The organism is Synechococcus sp. BL107 (assembly GCF_000153805.1).
GTDB lineage: Bacteria > Cyanobacteriota > Cyanobacteriia > PCC-6307 > Cyanobiaceae > Parasynechococcus.
The window spans coordinates 1,580,993-1,600,335 of the sequence record NZ_DS022298.1 but is presented as its reverse complement, the minus strand read 5'-3'; the positions used below and the strand labels follow the sequence as shown (position 1 = coordinate 1,600,335).

Here is a 19,343-nt window from a genome sequence, read left to right as displayed (position 1 = left end):
GGTCATGGCGAATCGACTTCCTGTCACGGTCATCACAGGGTTCCTTGGTGCTGGTAAAACCACTGTTCTGCGCCACCTGTTGACGAATAGCGGCCAGCGCTTGGCGGTGATGGTGAATGAGTTCGGCAGCGTTGGTTTGGATGGTGATCTGATTCGGAGTTGTGGTTTCTGTCCGGACGAGGAGGTTGAAAACCGCTTAGTTGAACTCAACAACGGCTGCCTTTGCTGCACGGTGCAGGACGACTTTCTTCCCACCATGGAGAAGCTGCTCGAGCGTTCGGATCGATTGGACGGAATCGTGGTGGAAACAAGTGGCTTGGCCTTGCCACGCCCCCTGCTGCAAGCGTTGGATTGGCCCGAGATTCGCAGTCGGGTTCACGTCAATGGTGTCGTCACCTTGGTGGATGGCGAAGCCCTCTCTGAAGGGAGTCCTGTGGCCGATCGAGAGGCGCTGGAACGACAACGGGCCGAGGATCCAAGTCTCGATCACATCACGGCCATTGATGAGTTGTTTCGGGATCAATTGCAAGCGGCAGATTTGGTGCTGATCAGTCGTGCCGACACCTTGTCTGCGGAGAAACTCGCGTCTGTTCAGGCCGCCATCGCACCGAAGGTGAGGCCGGGAACCAGCCTGTTACCGGTGTCGAATGGTGTACTGGATTCCTCCGTCGTGTTGGGCATTGAGCACCATTCCCGGGCCCATGCCCACGGGGATCATCAAGAGCATGACCACGACCACCACGACCACAGCCATGTCGAGGTCATCGGCCAAGGCGTGCGAATGGAGGGGGATTGGGATCGAAAAGAACTTGAGTCACTCCTCCCCGAGCTCGTGCGTCAACACCAGGTGATTCGCCTCAAGGGTCGCGTTTGGCTCGCGGGTAAGGCCCTCCCGCTTCAGCTGCAAATGGTGGGACCTCGATTGAACAGTTGGTTTGAGGCGGCTCCCAGGGACGCTTGGCGTCCAACCTCGGGCACTGGCGCTGATTTGGTTGTTCTTGCTTTGAATGATGCGGCGAGTTCAGCCCTTGAATCAGAGCTTCAAAGGCTGCTTAATGCCACACCGGACACGGCCAAGAGCCCAGCCACGATCCCCTGCCATTGAAGTGATTCCCCCTCCAGACGATGGAGAAAAAGGGCCATCACCGGTGCCGTACTCATCAAGGTGATTCCCTGGCCAACAGGAAGCATTTGAAAAACAACTTGCTGAAGAACGATGCCGAGGTTGGTGCCCAAAAGGGTGGCAAGGACAACCTTTGCCATCACACCCTTTGGCAAATGCTTGGGGCGTAAACGTCCGCGAAGTAGTGGCAGCAATCCAAGCCATCCCCCCAACAAGCGAATGGCAGCAGTTTGCATTGGGCTGAGCGAGCTCGTGATCAGAACATGCCGCGACAGAAATGCACCGCTTAGTCCACACATCACCGCCAGCACACACAGCAGAAGACCAAAAGCTGTGCCGTTGGTGGCTGACGACGCTTTGGATTGCTGTGCCACCAAAACAACGGCACAACTCACCAGAAATGCCCCCGCCCAGGCCGCTGGTCGAACCGTGTCTCCCATCATCAACACGCCTCCCATGCTGGCCAAAACCGGACCAATGGCCTCAACGGTGAGAGCCCGCTGCGTACCCAGCCGTCGTAATCCGCCGAGATAAAAACTATCCCCTGCAGCAATCCCAATCACTCCGCTCAGCAGCAGCACGACGATGGCGCGGGTTTGATCGGTCCAAGGAAGGGTGAATAAAAAGGGCAGAAAGAACAGGAGCGCTAGCCCGTTCTTCAAGCCGTTGAGTTCGATGGCCGTCCCGAATTGAGATAAGGAGCGCCAAAGGGCGCTGGCCGCGGTCCATGCCATGGCTGCGGCCAGGGCAGCTTGATGTCCAATAAACAAGGGTCAAGATCCCTCAGGCTGGGGTTTGCAAACTGGTTTTGATCAGGTCCTCGCTGAGTTGCCAAAGCGTGCGGGCTAAATCAATGTTCATTGCTTCTGGCGAGGGTTCAGTCGATTCAAAAATGTGTTTCCCAGGAGCTACAGCGTGATTGCTCATGTAGCGCATGCCGGTTGCATCGTGATCACCCTTTATTAAGGAAAGAAGAAGACTCCCAGCCCGTTCTGGTTGTTCCGTAAGCCGAAAGAGATCTCTTGCGATGAAGCCGAACACAGCCTGGCCCCAGGGGTTTGCTTTCCAACTCTCGCGGAAAAAACCATCCTTGCTTCGAGGAATAACGAGGCCAGGACTCCAGCACAAAACGGGTAGTTGTGGTTGTCGATGGGAGAGTTCAAGTCCCATCAGTAAATTGCATAATTTGCTGTCTTTGTAGGCCTTGTCAGCACTGAAGGGGCTGGTGCCATCAACCATTGATGCACCTTTTCCTTGATCCAGTCCTGCCAGGGTGCCAAGACCGGCCGGCTGACCGACCCGACCACCTCCCGTCGTGGGGTTATGCACCTCGGACGCTGTAATCACCACTCGCGGCGATGGACTGTCTTGCAAGAGGGGTAAGACCAGCTGAAGGAGACACTGGTGCGCCAGGTGATTGACAGCCCAGGTGAGTTCAAATCCTTGTTGGCTCCAACGGGGAGTATCGACACCGGCGTATTGAAGACCTGCATTCAAAACAAGAACATCAAACTGCTGGCCATCCAGACCAAGCTGATGAGCCATGTTCTTGACAGCGTTCAGGTTGGCGAGATCTGCAATCAGGATTTGGCTCGGGTCCTGAATCCACTCCAAACTCTGTTCAGCGCGTTCGCGACTTCTGCAGACGACCGTCAGGACATGGCCGCTTTCCTGGAGGTGTCGTGCCGCAACTTCACCGATGCCACTATTGGCACCCGTCATCAAAATTCGTAGCGGCTTCGTTGTGGTCATGCAGTTGATAAATGTAGAGCTCGCACTCCCGTTCACTCACAATGTAGAGACGCTGATTGTTGGGATCAAAAGCAATTCCTTCTGATTTGACAACGCGTTCGGATTGAGTGTCTGTCTCACGGGGTAGATCCAAGCGGTTTACTACCTTCTTTTCATTAAAGTTGAAATGAAAGAGGCATTCTCCTTTATCACTGGTAATCCAAATTGTATCGCTGGTAGAATCATAACTTAGGCCTGAAAAATCGAGCTTTTCGGATTTAATCCTTGGATGTTTGAAGCCATGTTTTTCATTAAGCTTGCAATAATTGATGATCGTATTGCATTCTGCATCGAGTTCGATGAGTAGGCCAGGCGCCCCCTCCTTGACGATAAATATATGGTTGTTGTTTAAATTTATAGTGATCCCCTCTAGACCTTTGTTTTGATCCGCATGAGTAAAATACATCGCAATTTGATTATAGTTCTTCAGAGTTGCAAGCGGAATTTGTTGGATTTCTTTCCTGCTGAAAATATCAAATTGAATGATTGAATTTGATTCCTCTTGAACCGCGAGTATCGTTTTTTCGTCTGCTGTAACCGCAAGCCCCTCTAAATCTTTTACGTTAATAAGAAATGATGAATCAGGGATAATCCTCCCCTGGAGGTCTAAATTAAAAATAATCCTTGTATCATCACTAACGGTATAAAGGCTTGTTCCTTGTCGATCGAGTGCGAGGCCTGATGGTTCATTCAGGCCGCTTGCTGCATCTCTGATGGGGTGGTGTTCAAGAAGTTCGAGCTGTAGCTTGCGAGACATATTAAATAACGCAGTATTGGCTAACTATTATGAACTTGTCATAGGAAGGATGCATGCAAGCACTCACTGTTTACTGCGGCTCCTATTCAGGAAATCACCGGTGTTATGTAGAAGCGGCCCAACGGCTTGGCACTTGCCTTGCTGAACGGAAGATCACCCTCGTCTACGGGGGGGCTCAAGTTGGACTGATGGGAGCATTGGCCGATTCTGTTCTCGGAGCAGGCGGTCATGTCGTTGGAATCATTCCAAAACCACTCAATCACGCCAACCTTGTTCATCAAGGACTCACGCGCTTAGAAGTGGTGGACACGATCCAACGACGTAAGTCCAGGATGCTGGAGCTAGGTGATGGTTTGATGGCCTTACCGGGAGGCTTTGGCACGTTGGAAGAGCTGTTTGAAGCCCTCGCTTGGTGTCAATTGAAGTTGCATCAAAAGCCTTGTGCGGTTCTCAATGTCAACGGCTACTTCGACCCATTGATGTCGTTCCTGGATCAAGCCACAAATCAAGAGTTTTTGTCGATGGCCAATCGCAATTTGTTGCTTCAAGCTGCAACACCTGAAGATCTGCTCGCTTTGATGATGCAGCCAAGCAATGACTAAAACAATTCTTGTGAGCGGTTCTAGCCGTGGAATCGGTCGCTCGATTGCGGAGCGTTTGCTCTCTGACGGCTATCAACTCAGCTTGGGTGTTCGAAATCCCGATGCCCTGAATGGAACCTGCTTCGATTGTGACCAAGTGCTCTGCCATCCCTATGAGGCAAAGGATCCTGATAGTGCATCGGCTTGGGTCAACGCGACAGTTAAGGCATGGGGGAGGGTCGATGGACTCATTCATTGCGCTGGCATTCTTCGCACTACACCACTTCTATTTCGCGATGGGGAAGAAGACGATCTTGATGATCTGTGGAATGTGAATGTGATGGGACCTTGGTGGCTGACGAAGGCGGCGTGGTCTGAGTTGTGTCGTTCTGGTGAAGGTCGAATTCAAGTTTTGGTGTCGATGAGTGGAAAGAGAGTCAAAGGTCAGATGGCCGGCTATCCCGTGAGCAAGTTTGCTCTGATGGGTCTCTGTCAAAGCATGCGAAACACGGGCTGGGATCAAGGAATTCGTGTGACGGCGCTTTGTCCGAGTTGGGTCAATACAGATATGGCCCATGAAGTGAGTCGTGTTTCCGCTGTAGAAATGACGCAACCCTCTGATCTCGCGGCTCTTTCCAGTCAACTTTTGGCATTGCCCAATGCAGCAATCCCTTTTGAAGTGGCATTGAATTGCGCTTTGGAATATTGAGCGATGCTCTTGAAGCTGAGATGTTCTGAGCCGTTTCGACTTTGGCTAATTGGCAGCAAATGTGGCTAAGCATGAAATGGTTCGACGTCTCCCCATGTGCCTTTTTGCTGCTATTGGTCTACTAGCGCCCCGTTTGATTCTTGTTTTGATGTGGTTGTTGAACAGTGCTTTTATACTTCAGCCATTTGAGGGATTTGGTTTCCCCAACCCCGTGCTTCCGATTGCGGGATTGGTCTTTCTTCCAACAACAACATTGGGATTCTGTTGGGCAACAGCATCTTTTGGTGGTCTATCGTCATTTAGCGGGATGCTAATTGTTGCCATTGGTGTAATTATTGATCTTGGTTTGTTGGGAAATGGGAGAGGGATCGCTAAGCGGTAAAATCATCAATAAATACATCATCGCTGCTTAATTTTTTAAGTCTATTATGACGCTTAATTGTCCAATCTGTGATCTGCATCACGATATTGATCAACAGAGTAAATATGAAATTTATAGGGATGATCTCTGGGTCTTACGTCATCATCCAGCACCAGCACCGCTAGTCGGTTGGTTGCTGCTGGATTCATTGCGACATTGTTCAGGTCCCATTGACTTTTCTACACAAGAAGCAACAAATTGGGGATTAGCTGTTCAGGATGCTTCTACGTTGGTAAAACAACTAACTCAGTGTGATCGCGTTTACGCAATTGCATTTGGGGAAGGAGCACAGCATTTGCACCTTCATCTGATACCTCGATTTATAGCTAATCCAGCGACTAAAGCTTGGTCAGTAGCCGACCATTATCGGTCTATTGATTCTGATCAATCTCGTCAAGTGTCTCACGATCAACTCAACAAGTTTGTCATCAGGGCTCGAGAAATTAAGGGGACAGTTTTGCATTACTCATGACTTTGATTCATGCGATGTTTGTGTAGTTATTGTTTCGATCTCTCCAACAGGCCAGTTTAAATTGATAAGATGTTCAATAAGTTCGATATTCGCTGAAAAGCAACGTTCGTTATAGGTTCCTGAGATGTTCAAGTCTTTAAGGGTATGCAAAAGTAATCGATGCTCTCTTTTTGTTCCACGACGTGTACCCGTTGTATAAAAATTGCGTTGCCTAAGACTTAATTGTTCCTCTGTCAAGTCTTCGCTGTATCCAATCAAAAGTGTTTTATCAATATCTCGATATGCGGTAAAAAGTTGTCCGTTAGGCCTCAGCTCCAGTGTCTGAACATGCTCCGTCAGGTTGATGACCACGTCCATGGTTAAACCCTGGAGTGCATGCTCAATCAGGGCAAATTCAACAGTCATGGCCCACCAATGGCAAGGCGTTCCTCGCAGGACGACTCGTAATGACGGATCGCAGCTCCTGGTATTGATCCATTGCTTTTGAGCTGCCGCACTGAATACTCAACGCACTGGAGCACCACACTCGTGAGTTCACGGCCTTCGCATATGGCCCAACTGCGCAATAAAACATGAAGGCTTGGCGGCACAGAGACCGTCAGCTTCACCTGATTTTCTCGAGTGGTCGTTTTGACCATGGCACGCGCCTTTTGGATCAACTTAACGTGTTTCTCGACTCAAAGCAACTGCTGGGTATCTTCGTAGTAACTGCTGAGGTACTGCAGGGGTGCTACGCCCGATCCTAGTGCCATGCAAGAACGGGGCAAAAAAACAGGCCCTGCAAAAGGCCTGGTGGGGAATGAAGTTGGGTCGAAGTAGTGAGACTCAGTACCGCGATCGAATTGAGCTAAGCAGCGCGTTTGTCGTCGCCGTACCAAATGCCACGTCGGCTGTCGGGAAGACGCTCAACGGCTCTTTCGTAGCGCTGTCTGCAATTGCGTTGGCGAAGATGTTCCTCTGCCTCCTGAAGGAGTTGAGCGATTCGTGCCTCTGACATACAACGCGAGTTGGGCTCTCTAATTCAGATGCAGGACCACAGCTTCATCAACCCCTTGGGCTAATTATTAAGTATTTATGCTTACAGGCGTGACGTTTGTTGGCGCAATCTCTCCCCTTCAATGCCCCCGATCAGGGTCAGGCTGACTAGGTGTCATGCACGCTCCCTGAGAGTCCTCTCGTGGTGAACGATCTAGCTATGGAGTTTGTTGGCTAATACAACGAGACGTTTGTTGAATGGAGTGACGTAGGTGTCGTTGAACTCAGCTCGACGTGATGTGTTGGTGCAGTCGCTTCCATATGTCTCTCGTAAATCACCATAATTCACGACAAAATCCTGCCTAACTGCGACAAGTTTTGATGAAAATTCTGTGTATTTCTTCCGCCAGTCAGTTGGGTTATCTCCTTGGATGTTCTCGAGCAGCTCAGCTTTCAACGCGAGAACATCGTTTAATCCATTTTCGTAGCCCTTCCCTGCGATTTTGATGGCTGTCTCGGAGTCTTCGCAGGCTTGAACCATGGCAACATTTGCCTCCGCTAAGGCCACGTCTTGTTTTGAGGGTCCACAGGCACCGAGCCCAAGGGACAAAACGCATGCGGACGATGCAGCAAGAAAAGAGAGTTTCAAGAGTTCTTTTTTTTTGGAGTTTGATCCGATCAGTTCAACCGTGCAATCAAGACTGTTCGATTCGTACCATTGCACGATTTGAAGCAGAGTCCAATCCTTGTTCTTATCATCTTTATTTAGCAAACTATTCATGCATAAGAATCTTTCGCGGATGAGGTGAATGTGTTTAAGCTAGGTAATTGGCTGGAACACTTTTGAGCCGGTTCGCATTGCAGCTGATCATTTTTTCGAGCTTGGTTTGGCTCGGGCCATGGACAAAGGCGCAATCGTTTTTCCGCCGACCACCCGTTCAGCTATCGATCCATAACCCCTCCTCGATCCAAGGTGAGAGAAACCGGACCACGATCTGTATTCGTGTTCCCTCTGATGCTGGGGCAAAACTTGAAACAGTTGTGTTGTCTCAACTTCCTAATCCTGATCAGTGGGATTGGGGGAAGCGTCCACCTCAGGTTTATAAAGGCCGCTATGCACTGCGAGGTGGTGTCAGCGCAGGTCTTGCTACATCATCGTTTTCAACGGCAGGGAACGAGCTGACGATCAATCTCAACCCTCCGGTTCCTCCCGGTGACCAAGTCAATATCGTCTTTCGAAGTTTCAACCCAGATGAGGGCATCTACCAATGGGCTACCAGACTGATTCCCAGTGGTAACGATGCCCTGGCTAGCGAGGGCCCGACCCTACGTCTTCACGTTTACCGGAACGACCGTTTTCGATAATCACTTGATAGTGGTCGGTCACCTGCATCCTGACGAAAGGGACTGTTCGGTTATCACCAGGGTTCTAAACCCATAAAAAATGCCACTCAACGAGTGGCATTGGGTGTGTGAGGTGTTGATCTCTTGTGTGAGGAGAACAACTCCTTCTTTGTAGCAGCGGATTGCCTGAATGAATTCTAAACTCAAAATAAGTGGCACAGTGCCAATCATGAGCTACCGTTGTTGCCTGATCGATTCGAACTGATTTGATTTCAGAATATTTATTCGCCTAAAAATCAACTTTCAGTCTTCTTGACTGATTTGTTTGCTAATAGAGTTAATATGTGATATCTGCCAGTATTAGCTTGTGCCTAAGTTCTTTGGTAAGATAGTTTGAAAATGAATAATTCTTGAAATCATTTCTTGCCTAATCCTGGCGTTCGGTCATGAAGGATTCATTGCTAGGATAGATGTTGTAAATAGATTCAGGGCTTTGGTGATGGTCAGATCCATAATCGCGGTCTCTTCGATTATCACATTGCAAATCCTCTCTTTATCGCCAGTACTGGCATGTGATCCGTATCTTTATTCGGGAGACTTCGAGGAGATGCTGAATGACGGCGAGTCATGGGAGATCGTTCTAGATTCAATGAAAAATTCAATTGGATATACAGGTCAGTCTTGCTTCTATGAATTCAAAAAGTATTCTAAGAAGAATAAATCAAAAATCCCCAATCTTTATATGATGATGTCTAAGTAAGGGGATATCTTGTGAAGAAGTCATATTCGCTTCATCAGTCTTGACTCATCGCATCGAGGTTCCTATTTGCTTCTGCAGGGCGGTTGATTTCGGCCATAAAAAAGCCCCACCGAGGCGGGGCTTCTCAGTTAATTAGAAATGTATTACTTGGTGTAGGCAACACCGCGATACTGAAGTGTTGGATGCATGTCTCGAGTGACATGATCACGGCATGTGTTGTAGTGCTCATGGCGATAGGTGAGCTCAACGCACTTCTTGGGAGAAGCAGGCTGGCTAGCGCCGTAGGTTTGACCTCTGTAGAGAAGAGCTGTCATGTCGAGTTCCTCGAAGAAATCCAGGTCCCCGTTCCGTGGCCTGGCTTGACTGCGCCTTGTGGATGCAAGGTGAACGTGTGTAGCTGTTGCTACAGAAATTTTATAGCGCATCCGTCAACCCTCCTGACGTTCAGTCTGTTACAGAATTAACTCAGCGCGATCAACCGTTGGGGTTTGGCCTGCTTTTCACGGATTGATCGACTAACAGCGTTCACGTTGTTCAGCAAGGAGCAGCCCCGCCGAAGCCATTTGGGGGGCTGCGGCCCTGTTGCGAAAGCCACCGTTGCCGATGGCCCCCTAACTCATCGCTTTGGCCAAACGATGAACTAAATGAACTCTGATCAGTCCATCGAGCTTCTTCGGATCAGAACTGACGGATCGATGCATCCGATGTGACTCCACTTTGAAACGAATAAAGTCATCAAGCCTGTCCTTGTTCAATGCATCACACAGTTTTGATACTGCGATTTGCAGCTGAAGTTACTAGAAGCTCCATGTCGAGTACACATACTGAAGTTGAAGTAGTCGATTGGCCTAACTGCCAGGTGCGGGCCAAAATGCATCGACAACTTCGCAAGAGGATGGCAGTTAACGATCTTTAACTGCCTCTCTCTTCCTCATGACGGCTGACTTGGTTCAACATTTAAAATGCATGTCAGAATTCTTACTCACAAATTGACAGCAGAAAACCCCAGCATTGACTGGGGCTTTCCACGTGTCCTTGGACGGGATAACTACTTATAACTTGTAATAGGTGGTCAGTGTGAATTGTTAGTACGATTGCTACAAACCCCTAAAAGGTCCATCCACCCCTGCATTCACCAACAGAGATGGATGTTTATTTGACCTGTCGATCCCGTCCAAGGACGACTGCTCAATATTGACTGTTCGCGTGGGAATCAGAGTGACAAACGTTTGTTGTACGGGTGACATATTTATCCAATGCCGCTGCCTAACCGGCATTAAAAGGTGATGTGAGTAGATCGCTAAAAATTTTGTTCTTATTTCTACCACTTTCGATGCTTCACTAAGACATGGTCCTATTCATGAGCCTGCGAACTGAGCGTTGAAACGAATAAATTTGTAGATCTTCAGCAAAGGCTGGAATTGATCGTTTGTTGTACCGGTTTCATCTGAAGCTCTTTCCTGTAGCAATTAAGGCAAACCAGCCTCCAGCCCTGGATAGAACCTGGAAATGGAAATTCAAATTAGGATAATTGAAGTTTAAATAATGTTCATCATGATTGTTGCCATGAGATTTATTCAACTCAAGAGTGTGATTATTCGCCGTTCCATGTTTGGAACAATAAGTCGACGTCGATATTAATATTTTTTCTCGTACTCCTGATCAGTTAGAGTCGGGCCTAGCCAATGCCCATCATTGGTGCCATCCATTCCGCATGTATTGCTGTAAGCAGAGCAATATCGAACTGATGAACGGCAGGGTTCGTTTTGTCTGCAATCCACAAAATCCCAAATGGAGCATTAATGGCAATTTGTAATCTCCAACGCCAAGTGATGATTTTCCATATCTTGTGAAGAAGTGGTTTTGGCTCTAAGTTGAGTCCGCTCATCATTTCAATTGAATTGACGCGCAATATGGCAGATTTCATCGATTAATGACGCGCTTGTTGAAATGGGAGCGTTAGTGTTGAGCCATCTGATGTGGCTCACGCCTCAGTGCAAGACTCAGTTACCAATATTTGTTGCTCTAGTTTCATGAAAATGGTTATACGACTGAAATTAGATTTTCGCTCCTCTTCAATCAGGACTGGCGCTGACTGATCAACCGACAAGGCCAGGCTTCATGAAGCTGGTGTACATGTTGCATTCATGCCTGTAAAGCAAGGTGCGGCCTCCCGTGCAGGGGAGGCACACGACCCTGTTGCGAATCCACCGGTGATCTCCAAACCTCGGCGGAATCTATCCATCGCAGCGGAGAACGATGAACTACATCAACTCTGATCAGTTCCCGGAGCCTCAGCACATCAGAACCGACGGATTGGTGCATCGGATGAGACCAAAGCCTTGATCATTCAGCATTCCTTCACTCATACGAAAGCTATGGCTCCCCCTCTGGAGTAAGAGCCATAACCTTCGATGCGAAATCTATTGAAGCAGCCACGCACCAATAGACCCTATTCATCGCCTGGAATCGATGAACTGAATTAACTCTGATCAACCCTTCGACCCGCTTTGGATCACATTCGACGAATCGGTGCATCGAATGAAACCTGGGCCACGATCACTCAGCGGTCCACCAGTTCTTGCTCGAAGTCTTCTGAAAAGAACTCATCCATTTCGAGCCCCACAAGGCTGATTAGTCTGCAGTGAGTATTCAACTCAGCTAGCAAAGCTTCCATGGCATGAGTCACAACGGAAGTTGTGAGCATCTAGAAGCGGTATCGACACATTCTGGCCACAGCATGCTCCGATTTGATGCAGTCGCTTGCTCTACAGCGCAGAGATGGAGTTCTACCAGCTCCCCTGAGAGGGGCTAATCCTGCATCTAAGCATTAAAAAACCCAGTCAGTGACTGGGATGTTGAACGGAGAGGGTCGGATTCGAACCGACGGTGGGCTTGCACCCACGCTGGTTTTCAAGACCAGAGCCATAAACCACTCGACCACCTCTCCAAAGGGGTCGTGCAACACAAGGCATTGCACGACCATTGTATTCGGACACCCTTTGGCAGCTAGTTCGGTTTCGCCAGTGGAAGCAGACATTTGTCTGAATCACATCCGGCTGGGCCAGCCTCGGTGAGTTCCCCTTGGTCGTAGCGTTGTAAAGCGTCAAAGAAGTTGCTGCTCACGCGCCGTTCGACCACCTCAGACTGAAGCTTTTCATAGGTTTCAGCGTCGATCGGTTCGAATGGAAGCCGTGGGAATGTGGCATTGGCGTCGAAACGCGCGAGCAGTGCTGCGGAGATGTAGCCCTCCCCTTCGTTCATCGCTTTGAACAGTGCCTCAGCGATGGGTTCAATTTCGTTCTCGCGAAATTCAATCGTGGCTGAGGTGTTGTGGGCGGTGTAATGACGTTGGACTTGCATGTAGAAGTCAAATTGCGCCATTGCTGAGAAGCCATTGATATCAACGGCATCAGCACCGGGGAGGTTGGCCCAGCTCACTTCAGTTGGAATTTCAACCAGCCATTCCGTGCAACGGGGGTCAAAAGGATCGTTGAGCAAACGACCCTCCTCGTCTTTGTCGGATTGGGAGGGAACGATGGTGTAGCCGTAATCCATACAGGCCATTGCGACGGGATCATCTTTTCTGAACGTGATCCGACGGATGAAGCGCTGCGCTTTGGGAGGGTGCCAGCCAGGTGCAGCACCGGTTAGCAGGCTTTTCGTTCCAGCTGGCTGAACAGTTGTGCAGCGATTAGGACGGCGTAGACCTTCGCGATCGCAGTATTCCCAAACGGTTTCATTAACGATGGCTTTCCAGCGAGCAAGATAAGCAGCTTCCTGGGATTTAAAGGCAAGCCCTTGCTCGGTATCCGGACGGCCGGCTTCCCACCAGTTCAGCCATTCGGTGCCAAAAGCATGCACAAAGAAGTCGAATAACCCGGTGAAGCTCACTCCCACGATGGGATCCCATTCCCGGCTCTGGCGATAGCGATCCACCTCAAAACGATGGTTCAACAGGCACGCCACGGAAAGGGCACCGGCACGGAACGCATCGGCTTGGCCCTCTTCATCGCTGGGATCAATTTGATTGAGGTGAACTTCAGCCAGGTTGCAGTGGAAGTCGGCACCAAGAATTTCGCCACACGGATTGAGTCCATAACGGCTTAAGCGGTGGTCGAGCTCAGCTGCACTCATTTCACCGTGATTCGTGCAGAGCCAACGGCCCGCTTCGTCACGGCCTTGGTCGCAGTAGATCTCGATGAATTCCTGACGCAATTCAGGCGTCTTGAGGAGATCGGCGTTCGAGCGTGCGATCGCTTCAGGAGCGAATTGAATCGCCCCTTCCCCAGACATAAATTGCTTGGTGACGGCGGCGTGAACAACCTCTTTGGTTGGGCGGGTGTGGTAGACGCGGGTGTGGTTTGCCATGCGAAGCGAATCCCGCTCGGGGTCGATTCGCCAATTTCCCTCATCATCCTGCTGCCAAAGATTGTCCTTTGCTGATGCGGCAGCGTGGTCGTCAGCGGCAAACTGGCGCATTCCTGCACTGCGGCGGATGTTGCCCGCCACAATCGTGACGGCGGCTTCATCGATCAGCAAACAACACTCGACTGAAGACAGACGCCGTCCAATCGCTTTATTCAGCAGTCTTGCGACGCGTTCGTAGAGATCCTTGAGTTTGACGGGATTGGCCATCCCACCGAAGCCCTTCAGGGTTTCGCCGACAGGACGTACATCATTCAGGTCGACTGCAATCTCAACAGTGCCGCCGTTGAATTGGGGGTCGCTGCTCAATTCGAGGAGAAGCTGGTAACTATCAACCCAGCCCCGACGCGTGTCACCAACTTTGATTTGGACCTTATTGCCGTCAATGCTGTGCGTACAGGTGTCTTGACGTGACTCGGCTGGAGTAATTCCGATGTCGCTCACTGAAACAACGTTCAGCGTGTTCTGGACGATTGGAAGTTGATCAATCAGCCGCGGCTCGATGATTGCGCCAGTGCCGCAACCCATCATCGCCAGGTCCATCATGAGACCGAAGGCTTCCCAATCCACAAGGTTGGTGGAGGTGCAGTTGTAGGAGCCAGAAAAGTTCTCGGGCTTTTCAATCCAAGGAGTTCCGCCGATCCATAGCCAACGACCAGACGGTAAGGCCTTCTTTTCGGCCTGCATGCGGGCCATCAACGTGAGCTCGGTCTCCGTGAGATTGCCAAGCTTCTGAAGGCCATCGAGGTTTCTGGTGCCAACTTGGCTCCAGCTTTCCCTTCCATTGGGGGTGCGTCGGCTGTAGGTCCGATAAAAAACAGGGTTTGCTGCTGGAGCCGTTGCTGGAAAGTCCCCGAAGCTGAGGCACTGTTCTGCGGTGGGCTCCACACGATTGGGGGTCAGGGTCACGTGCGTTAAGGGGCACAACTAATGGTCGAACCCTAACGCCATAGATGGGGGGAGCAAGTTCTCTTTACCACCATCTGCAGTGTCCAGTTCAAACTATTCTCAGAATTGGCAGCAATTGATGCAGCGCATCCCTGAGCCGGAGCTCATGACCACCCAAGAACAGGTGGATGCCTATGCGCATGCCGACTTCAACAGCGGTGATGCCAGAACAGTGGCTTTGGTTGCGCAATTAATACATAAGACCGGTCCCCTTCCAGAGAATCCTGTGATCGTCGACCTTGGCTGTGGCCCAGGGAACATTGCCATCCGTTTGGCTGAGTTCCTGCCAGAAGCGCAGATAATTGGTATCGATGGATCTGAGGCGATGTTGGCGGTGGCCAAGCAACGCTCCGTTGAGACGTCGCGCGAGATCAAGTTCGTCGGCATGCAATTGCAGGACACTGCAGCTTTCTTCAAGGACTCGGCAGATCTAGTAGTGAGCAACAGCTTGTTGCACCATCTCCACGATCCGGACTTGCTTTGGACTGTGACGCAGGCGATTGCTAAGCCCGGTTGTCGCGTCTTGCATCGTGATTTGCGTCGCCCATCAAGCCTTGCTGAGGTGCATCACCTGCAACAACAACACCTTTCAGAAGCACCATCGATTTTGATTCAAGACTTCACTGCATCTCTCGTGGCTGCTTTCACCACAGATGAGGTGAGTCAACAACTCCGTCGAGCTGAGATGAATCGCGTTAAGGCATGGTCTGAGGACGATCGATATCTGGTGGTGTCAGGCTTAGTGGGTTAAAAAGTTCTGATGAGCAGCAGCCAAGCACCCCTAGATATTGATTTAGCCAAGCAACTGGCTGATGCCGTTGATCGACGTCGCAATTTCGCGATCATCTCCCACCCCGATGCGGGTAAAACCACGCTCACTGAAAAGTTGTTGTTGTACGGGGGTGCCATTCAGCAAGCCGGAGCCGTGAAGGCACGGGGGGAGCAACGAAAGGTGACGTCCGACTGGATGGAACTTGAAAAGCAGAGGGGAATCTCGATTACGTCAACCGTTCTGCAATTCGACTACGGCACAACAACGATCAATTTGCTCGATACGCCTGGACATCAGGATTTCTCCGAAGACACCTATCGAACCTTGGCTGCCGCGGATAACGCTGTGATGTTGGAGGACGCCGCAAAGGGGCTTGAACCACAAACGCGCAAGTTGTTCGAGGTTTGTCGAATGCGACAGATCCCGATCTTCACGTTCATCAACAAAATGGATCGCCCCTGCCGCGAACCGCTGAGTTTGCTCGATGAAATTGAATCTGAACTCGGCCTGATTCCTTGGGCTGTGAACTGGCCCATCGGCAGCGGCGAACAATTCCGAGGCGTCATCGACCGCCGTACCCGCGAGGTGATGTTGTTTAGTCGTGCTGGTCGAGGCCAACAGGCCACGGAACGCAAGTTGTCGTTGGACGATCCGGCCCTGCGTGAACTTGTCGAGGAGGATTTACTCGATCTAGCCGTTGAAGAACTCGAGCTGCTGGAGGCTGCAGGAGCAGACCTGGACTTAGAGGCGGTGCATTCAGGCGACTTAACACCGGTCTTTTTTGGGTCGGCTATGACCAACTTTGGTGTTCGTCCCTTCCTCGATGCATTTTTAGAGCTTGCTCAACGACCGATTGGTCGCTCGAGCAGTGACGGAATGATTGATCCGCTTCGAGAGGATTTCAGCGGATTTGTTTTCAAGCTGCAGGCCAACATGGATCCACGTCATCGCGATCGTGTGGCCTTCGTTCGGGTGTGTAGTGGTCGTTTCGCTCGCGATATGACGGTGAAACATGCCAGAAGTGGCAAAGCGATTCGCTTATCGCGTCCCCAAAAACTGTTTGGCCAGGATCGTGAAGTAGTTGAAGATGCCTATCCCGGGGATGTGATTGGTTTGAATAACCCGGGGATGTTCGCGATTGGCGACACACTTTATGTGGGCTCAAAAGTGGAATTTGAGGGAATTCCTTGCTTCAGCCCAGAGATCTTCAGCTGGCTTCGCAATCCGAATCCCTCTGCGTTTAAGAATTTCCGAAAGGGGGTGAATGAACTGCGCGAAGAGGGTGCCGTTCAAATTCTCTACGACACCGATGAAAGTAAGCGGGATCCAATTCTTGCTGCGGTTGGGCAATTGCAACTCGAAGTTGTTCAGCATCGCTTGGAAAATGAATATGGCGTTGAAACGCGTCTTGAACCCCTTGGCTATCAAGTGGCGCGTTGGGTGACGGGTGGATGGCCGGAACTGGAAAAGTTGGGACGGATCTTTAATTGCAAAACTGTTCGCGATGCGTGGAATCGGCCAGTGCTTTTGTTCAAGAATGAATGGAACCTTAATCAACTCAATCAAGATCACCCTGAATTTGAGTTAAGCAATGTCGCTCCTGTGGTGAGCGGCGTTGAACCCATCAGCCTCTAGCAAAAGTGCATCGCTAAAAAGCGTTGGCGGATGTTCGCGAGCGGTCCACGGCAAAGCGTTGTCATCGCCAGACTAAGGAAAGTTAAGCAGCAGGTTGTGGATTCCCTCTGGTTACTCCGTCGCAGCATGGATGGCGGAACCGATTACGTGCTTTTCCGGGGTGGAGATGAACCCGTGGAAATGCTGGAGGGATACCACTTGCCCCCCCAAATGCCGTTTATCAAACGGCGAAAGTGGTTAAACCGTGCCGACGCGAAATCATGTCAACGCCGCCTCGAGCGCAGCGAAGGATATCGACACGGGGCACCTCTGTTTTGAGCAATCCTCGATAATGTTTAAAAGAGAGTTGAATTAGGTCATGGTCGCGGTGGGTGAGTCAGGTGCAGAGTCCGGTTCTGATGATCCATATGCTCGGCTCGGCTTGAGTCAGGACGCAACGTTTGAGCAAGTTCAATCGGCAAAAGCCCGCTGCATCGCTGAAGTCGATGGTGACGACCAGGCACGCGCTCGGGTGGAGGCTGCCTACGACTCCGTCTTGATGTCGCGGTTGCGAAACCGACAGCAGGGGCAAGTCAGTCCTGCTGCGGCAACAGCCTCTCAGCGCGAGGATGGGCTGGGTTCTTTACCGGTGTCAGGTCCTTCGTTCCCCGGGACCAGTGTTTTACAGAAAATACGTACAAATCTTCCTGATCCAAGCCAGTCCCTGGCCTCTTTCGCCCCTCAGTGGTCGTTGGTGGAAGGCCAAGGACGAATCGTGCGGCTCATCGCGGGAGTCGTTGGCCTTGGCTTGCTTGTGGTTTCCGTTGCCAGTGTTCAGCTGGTCCTTGCATTGGCCTGTATTGGAGTTTTCCTGAGCCAGGTTCGACGAGGTCGTCGTCCTTTGGCCTCCTTGGGATGGACCCTTCTAGCTCTGCTGATCGGTCTGGTGGTGGGATCGTTGTTCACCACAGCATTGTCACCAACAGCTCTTCAGCAGTTGTCCATCACTCCAGCGCAAATCCAAGCGCTGCCTGCTGCGATTTTGCTCTGGCTTGCTGCTTTATTTTTGGCTTAAACGGTGGCCGGGAGCCCCTGGATAATCTCAGTTAATTCTTCGCGTTCGACGACATAGCGGTTGCTACAAAAGTGACAGGTCAGTTCTGCTTTCCCATCAATTTCCAGCATCTCTGATAATTCTTCTCGACCAAGTAATAACAGTGCTCCGACACTTCGTTCCCGTGAGCAACGACAATTAAATCGAACATCTTGTGTAGCTTCAATGTCTTTTAATGGTTGCGGGTCGAGGTCGGGGAAGACATCCACGAGTAGATCCTCAAGGTTGTTATTGCAAGCGGCTAGTCGTTGACTAAAACCCTCAATTTCTTGACAGCGTTGTTCAATCAGCTCAACAAGAGCCGGTTCCTCCGCTGCCTTGGGAAGAATCTGCACCAGCAAGCCACCGCTGCATAAAATCCCTTCACTATTGAGTTGTTCGCCAACAAATACTCCAGATGGAGTTTGTTCTGAATGGAGAAGATAGGAAGCAACATCTTCACCAATCGCTCCCCCAACAAGTTCAACGGTGCTATTAAACGGATCCCCTTTGCCGTCATCTCGCATCACATGAAGATATCCAGTGCCTGCAGCCGCTTTGAAATCAAATCCATAAACACCATTCTCATCGGCAATGGGGTCGAGTTCTAAAGCTGGTTCTCCGACGTAGCCGCGAACAGTTCCATCGCGACCCGCATCCACCATCAATCCTTTAATCGGCCCATCCGATCCGAGTCGAAGGTTCACACGGCCATGACGCACCTTCATTGAACTGGCGAGCATCAGACCTGCACTCATCGCCCGACCCAACATCACTGTGGTGATCAACGACAACCCATGCCGTTCCTGGGCTTCACGCACTGTGTCGGTGGTTGAGACTGCAACAAGCCTGATGCCCCCCCCGGCGGCTGTTGCTCTCACCAGCCGGTCAGCCATAGCGCGTTTAAATCTCAGAGCAATGTAGTCATCGAAGTCAGCTGGCCGCTCTCCAGTCGCAATTGATCCGAATCCCATTGATGAAATAACTCAGGCTCATGGGTCACCACAATCAGCACTTGTTCTTGGGCGAGGTTTGACAAGAGCGTCAAGACGTCTGAGCGGACGGACCAATCCAAGCCGGCAGTGGGTTCATCAAGGAGCAAAACCTCAGCTCCACGCAACAGTTGAACAGCCAAAGCCAAACGGCGTTGTTGTCCTCCGCTCAGCCTCTCTGGAGCCGTATTGCGCGGAATGTCTTTCAATCCAACCCTTTGAAGCACTTGATCTTGACGATCGCTTCCCAAGCGACGATGCCCTAGACGCAGTTCTTGGCTCACATTCAACCCAAGAAAGTGACGTTCAGGGAACTGAAACACAATTCCGCAGAGCCCCCGTCGTTGCCGACGAGACATCACTTGTCCTTGCCAAGAAATAGAACCAGATCGTGCGGCCGATAAGCCGCTGATCACTTCCAGTAACGAGGTCTTTCCAGACCCACTGGCTCCCGCGATCAGCAGCGGCTTTCCCCGCTCAGCACGAAAACTGACACCGCGAAGCACGGGAGACGCAACCGTCGCGGGTGCGTAGGTGACTTCTGACAGTTGAAGCATCACATC

At 50.7% G+C, this 19,343-nt stretch carries 24 protein-coding genes and 1 tRNA gene; 11 read left to right on the top strand and 14 right to left on the bottom strand.

The annotated features are described in order from the left end of the window. Nucleotides 1-4: 4 nt before the first annotated feature. Nucleotides 5-1,105, top strand: a complete 1,101-nt coding sequence (gene cobW / locus BL107_RS08285; RefSeq protein WP_009789871.1) for a cobalamin biosynthesis protein CobW — start codon at nucleotides 5-7, stop codon at nucleotides 1,103-1,105. Here the strand turns inward: cobW and BL107_RS08280 are convergent. Genes BL107_RS08280 through BL107_RS08270 form a run of 3 tightly spaced genes read right to left on the bottom strand, consistent with a single transcriptional unit; the run spans nucleotide 1,042 to nucleotide 3,671 of the window. Next, the gene (locus BL107_RS08280) at nucleotides 1,042-1,893 is read right to left on the bottom strand and encodes an EamA family transporter (RefSeq protein WP_009789870.1); all 852 of its coding nucleotides are present in this window, start codon (nucleotides 1,891-1,893) and stop codon (nucleotides 1,042-1,044) included. The two genes, cobW and BL107_RS08280, sit on opposite strands and share 64 nt — an antisense overlap. A 13-nt stretch (nucleotides 1,894-1,906) precedes the next feature. Continuing rightward, nucleotides 1,907-2,875: an SDR family NAD(P)-dependent oxidoreductase gene (locus tag BL107_RS08275; RefSeq protein ID WP_037988354.1), complete on the bottom strand. Its 969-nt coding sequence runs from the start codon at nucleotides 2,873-2,875 to the stop codon at nucleotides 1,907-1,909. Next, nucleotides 2,829-3,671 (bottom strand): SdiA-regulated domain-containing protein, encoded by an 843-nt coding sequence (locus BL107_RS08270; protein WP_009789868.1) that lies wholly within the window; start codon nucleotides 3,669-3,671, stop codon nucleotides 2,829-2,831. Before BL107_RS08270 ends, BL107_RS08275 begins: the two co-directional genes overlap by 47 nt. Nucleotides 3,672-3,724: 53 nt before the next feature. Here BL107_RS08270 and BL107_RS08265 point away from each other — a divergent pair, with 53 nt between their 5' ends. The 3 genes from BL107_RS08265 (at nucleotide 3,725) to BL107_RS08255 (ending at nucleotide 5,343) form a co-directional block, all read left to right on the top strand. Continuing rightward, a complete protein-coding gene (locus tag BL107_RS08265) occupies nucleotides 3,725-4,273 on the top strand; it encodes a TIGR00730 family Rossman fold protein (protein WP_009789867.1) in 549 nt (182 codons plus the stop codon). Then, nucleotides 4,266-4,961, top strand: a complete 696-nt coding sequence (locus BL107_RS08260; protein ID WP_037988353.1) for an SDR family NAD(P)-dependent oxidoreductase — start codon at nucleotides 4,266-4,268, stop codon at nucleotides 4,959-4,961. The genes BL107_RS08265 and BL107_RS08260 overlap by 8 nt, the downstream gene beginning before the upstream one ends. 94 nt (nucleotides 4,962-5,055) lie before the next feature. Continuing rightward, on the top strand, nucleotides 5,056-5,343 hold the full coding sequence (locus BL107_RS08255) for a hypothetical protein (RefSeq protein ID WP_037988902.1): 288 nt from the start codon (nucleotides 5,056-5,058) through the stop codon (nucleotides 5,341-5,343). A 505-nt stretch (nucleotides 5,344-5,848) separates the two neighbouring features. Here BL107_RS08255 and BL107_RS08250 read toward each other — a convergent pair. The 4 genes from BL107_RS08250 to BL107_RS08235 all read right to left on the bottom strand — a co-directional run bounded on the left by BL107_RS08250 (nucleotide 5,849) and on the right by BL107_RS08235 (nucleotide 7,478). After that, a complete protein-coding gene (locus BL107_RS08250) occupies nucleotides 5,849-6,259 on the bottom strand; it encodes a hypothetical protein (RefSeq protein ID WP_009789863.1) in 411 nt (136 codons plus the stop codon). Next, nucleotides 6,256-6,492, bottom strand: coding sequence for a hypothetical protein (locus tag BL107_RS08245; RefSeq protein ID WP_009789862.1), 237 nt, complete (start codon nucleotides 6,490-6,492; stop codon nucleotides 6,256-6,258). The genes BL107_RS08250 and BL107_RS08245 overlap by 4 nt, the downstream gene beginning before the upstream one ends. A gap of 209 nt (nucleotides 6,493-6,701) precedes the next feature. Beyond that, entirely contained in the window at nucleotides 6,702-6,851 is a 150-nt protein-coding gene (locus tag BL107_RS12650; RefSeq protein ID WP_156771085.1) for a hypothetical protein, read from the bottom strand. Between the two features lie 192 nt (nucleotides 6,852-7,043). Next, a complete protein-coding gene (locus tag BL107_RS08235; protein WP_156779428.1) occupies nucleotides 7,044-7,478 on the bottom strand; it encodes a hypothetical protein in 435 nt (144 codons plus the stop codon). A gap of 194 nt (nucleotides 7,479-7,672) precedes the next feature. Here BL107_RS08235 and BL107_RS08230 point away from each other — a divergent pair, with 194 nt between their 5' ends. Beyond that, nucleotides 7,673-8,194 carry a DUF2808 domain-containing protein gene (locus BL107_RS08230; protein WP_232192893.1) on the top strand — a complete coding sequence of 174 codons (522 nt, stop codon included), beginning with the start codon at nucleotides 7,673-7,675 and terminating at the stop codon, nucleotides 8,192-8,194. A gap of 882 nt (nucleotides 8,195-9,076) precedes the next feature. Here BL107_RS08230 and BL107_RS12290 read toward each other — a convergent pair. Beyond that, complete coding sequence (locus tag BL107_RS12290) at nucleotides 9,077-9,247, bottom strand: DUF4278 domain-containing protein (RefSeq protein WP_009789857.1); 171 nt, start codon at nucleotides 9,245-9,247, stop codon at nucleotides 9,077-9,079. A gap of 174 nt (nucleotides 9,248-9,421) precedes the next feature. Between BL107_RS12290 and BL107_RS12645 the strand changes: the two genes are divergently transcribed. After that, entirely contained in the window at nucleotides 9,422-9,577 is a 156-nt protein-coding gene (locus BL107_RS12645; RefSeq protein ID WP_156779427.1) for a hypothetical protein, read from the top strand. Between the two features lie 1,034 nt (nucleotides 9,578-10,611). Here BL107_RS12645 and BL107_RS08220 read toward each other — a convergent pair. Next, a complete protein-coding gene (locus BL107_RS08220) occupies nucleotides 10,612-10,821 on the bottom strand; it encodes a hypothetical protein (RefSeq protein ID WP_037988901.1) in 210 nt (69 codons plus the stop codon). A gap of 259 nt (nucleotides 10,822-11,080) precedes the next feature. Here BL107_RS08220 and BL107_RS13245 point away from each other — a divergent pair, with 259 nt between their 5' ends. After that, on the top strand, nucleotides 11,081-11,212 hold the full coding sequence (locus BL107_RS13245) for a hypothetical protein (RefSeq protein WP_255344619.1): 132 nt from the start codon (nucleotides 11,081-11,083) through the stop codon (nucleotides 11,210-11,212). A gap of 284 nt (nucleotides 11,213-11,496) precedes the next feature. On the opposite strand, the gene BL107_RS13110 is transcribed toward BL107_RS13245, so the two are convergent. The 3 genes from BL107_RS13110 to nrdJ all read right to left on the bottom strand — a co-directional run bounded on the left by BL107_RS13110 (nucleotide 11,497) and on the right by nrdJ (nucleotide 14,270). Next, nucleotides 11,497-11,640: a hypothetical protein gene (locus tag BL107_RS13110; RefSeq protein WP_232192891.1), complete on the bottom strand. Its 144-nt coding sequence runs from the start codon at nucleotides 11,638-11,640 to the stop codon at nucleotides 11,497-11,499. A 156-nt stretch (nucleotides 11,641-11,796) separates the two neighbouring features. Continuing rightward, a tRNA-Ser gene (locus tag BL107_RS08215) sits at nucleotides 11,797-11,883 on the bottom strand. Between the two features lie 59 nt (nucleotides 11,884-11,942). Further along, a complete protein-coding gene (nrdJ, locus tag BL107_RS08210; RefSeq protein WP_009789855.1) occupies nucleotides 11,943-14,270 on the bottom strand; it encodes a ribonucleoside-triphosphate reductase, adenosylcobalamin-dependent in 2,328 nt (775 codons plus the stop codon). A gap of 118 nt (nucleotides 14,271-14,388) precedes the next feature. Here nrdJ and BL107_RS08205 point away from each other — a divergent pair, with 118 nt between their 5' ends. The 4 genes from BL107_RS08205 (at nucleotide 14,389) to BL107_RS08190 (ending at nucleotide 17,770) form a co-directional block, all read left to right on the top strand. Further along, nucleotides 14,389-15,060: a class I SAM-dependent methyltransferase gene (locus tag BL107_RS08205; RefSeq protein ID WP_009789854.1), complete on the top strand. Its 672-nt coding sequence runs from the start codon at nucleotides 14,389-14,391 to the stop codon at nucleotides 15,058-15,060. Between the two features lie 9 nt (nucleotides 15,061-15,069). Continuing rightward, nucleotides 15,070-16,716 (top strand): peptide chain release factor 3, encoded by a 1,647-nt coding sequence (locus BL107_RS08200; protein ID WP_009789853.1) that lies wholly within the window; start codon nucleotides 15,070-15,072, stop codon nucleotides 16,714-16,716. Between the two features lie 96 nt (nucleotides 16,717-16,812). Next, entirely contained in the window at nucleotides 16,813-17,034 is a 222-nt protein-coding gene (locus tag BL107_RS08195; RefSeq protein ID WP_009789852.1) for a hypothetical protein, read from the top strand. Nucleotides 17,035-17,074: 40 nt separating this feature from the next. After that, entirely contained in the window at nucleotides 17,075-17,770 is a 696-nt protein-coding gene (locus tag BL107_RS08190; protein ID WP_009789851.1) for a CPP1-like family protein, read from the top strand. Here the strand turns inward: BL107_RS08190 and hslO are convergent. Together hslO and BL107_RS08180 are read right to left on the bottom strand one after the other, a co-directional pair. Continuing rightward, complete coding sequence (gene hslO, locus BL107_RS08185; RefSeq protein WP_009789850.1) at nucleotides 17,767-18,684, bottom strand: Hsp33 family molecular chaperone HslO; 918 nt, start codon at nucleotides 18,682-18,684, stop codon at nucleotides 17,767-17,769. The genes BL107_RS08190 and hslO overlap by 4 nt on opposite strands. Before the next feature lie 14 nt (nucleotides 18,685-18,698). After that, on the bottom strand, nucleotides 18,699-19,337 hold the full coding sequence (locus tag BL107_RS08180) for an ABC transporter ATP-binding protein (protein WP_009789849.1): 639 nt from the start codon (nucleotides 19,335-19,337) through the stop codon (nucleotides 18,699-18,701). Nucleotides 19,338-19,343: the final 6 nt, after the last annotated feature.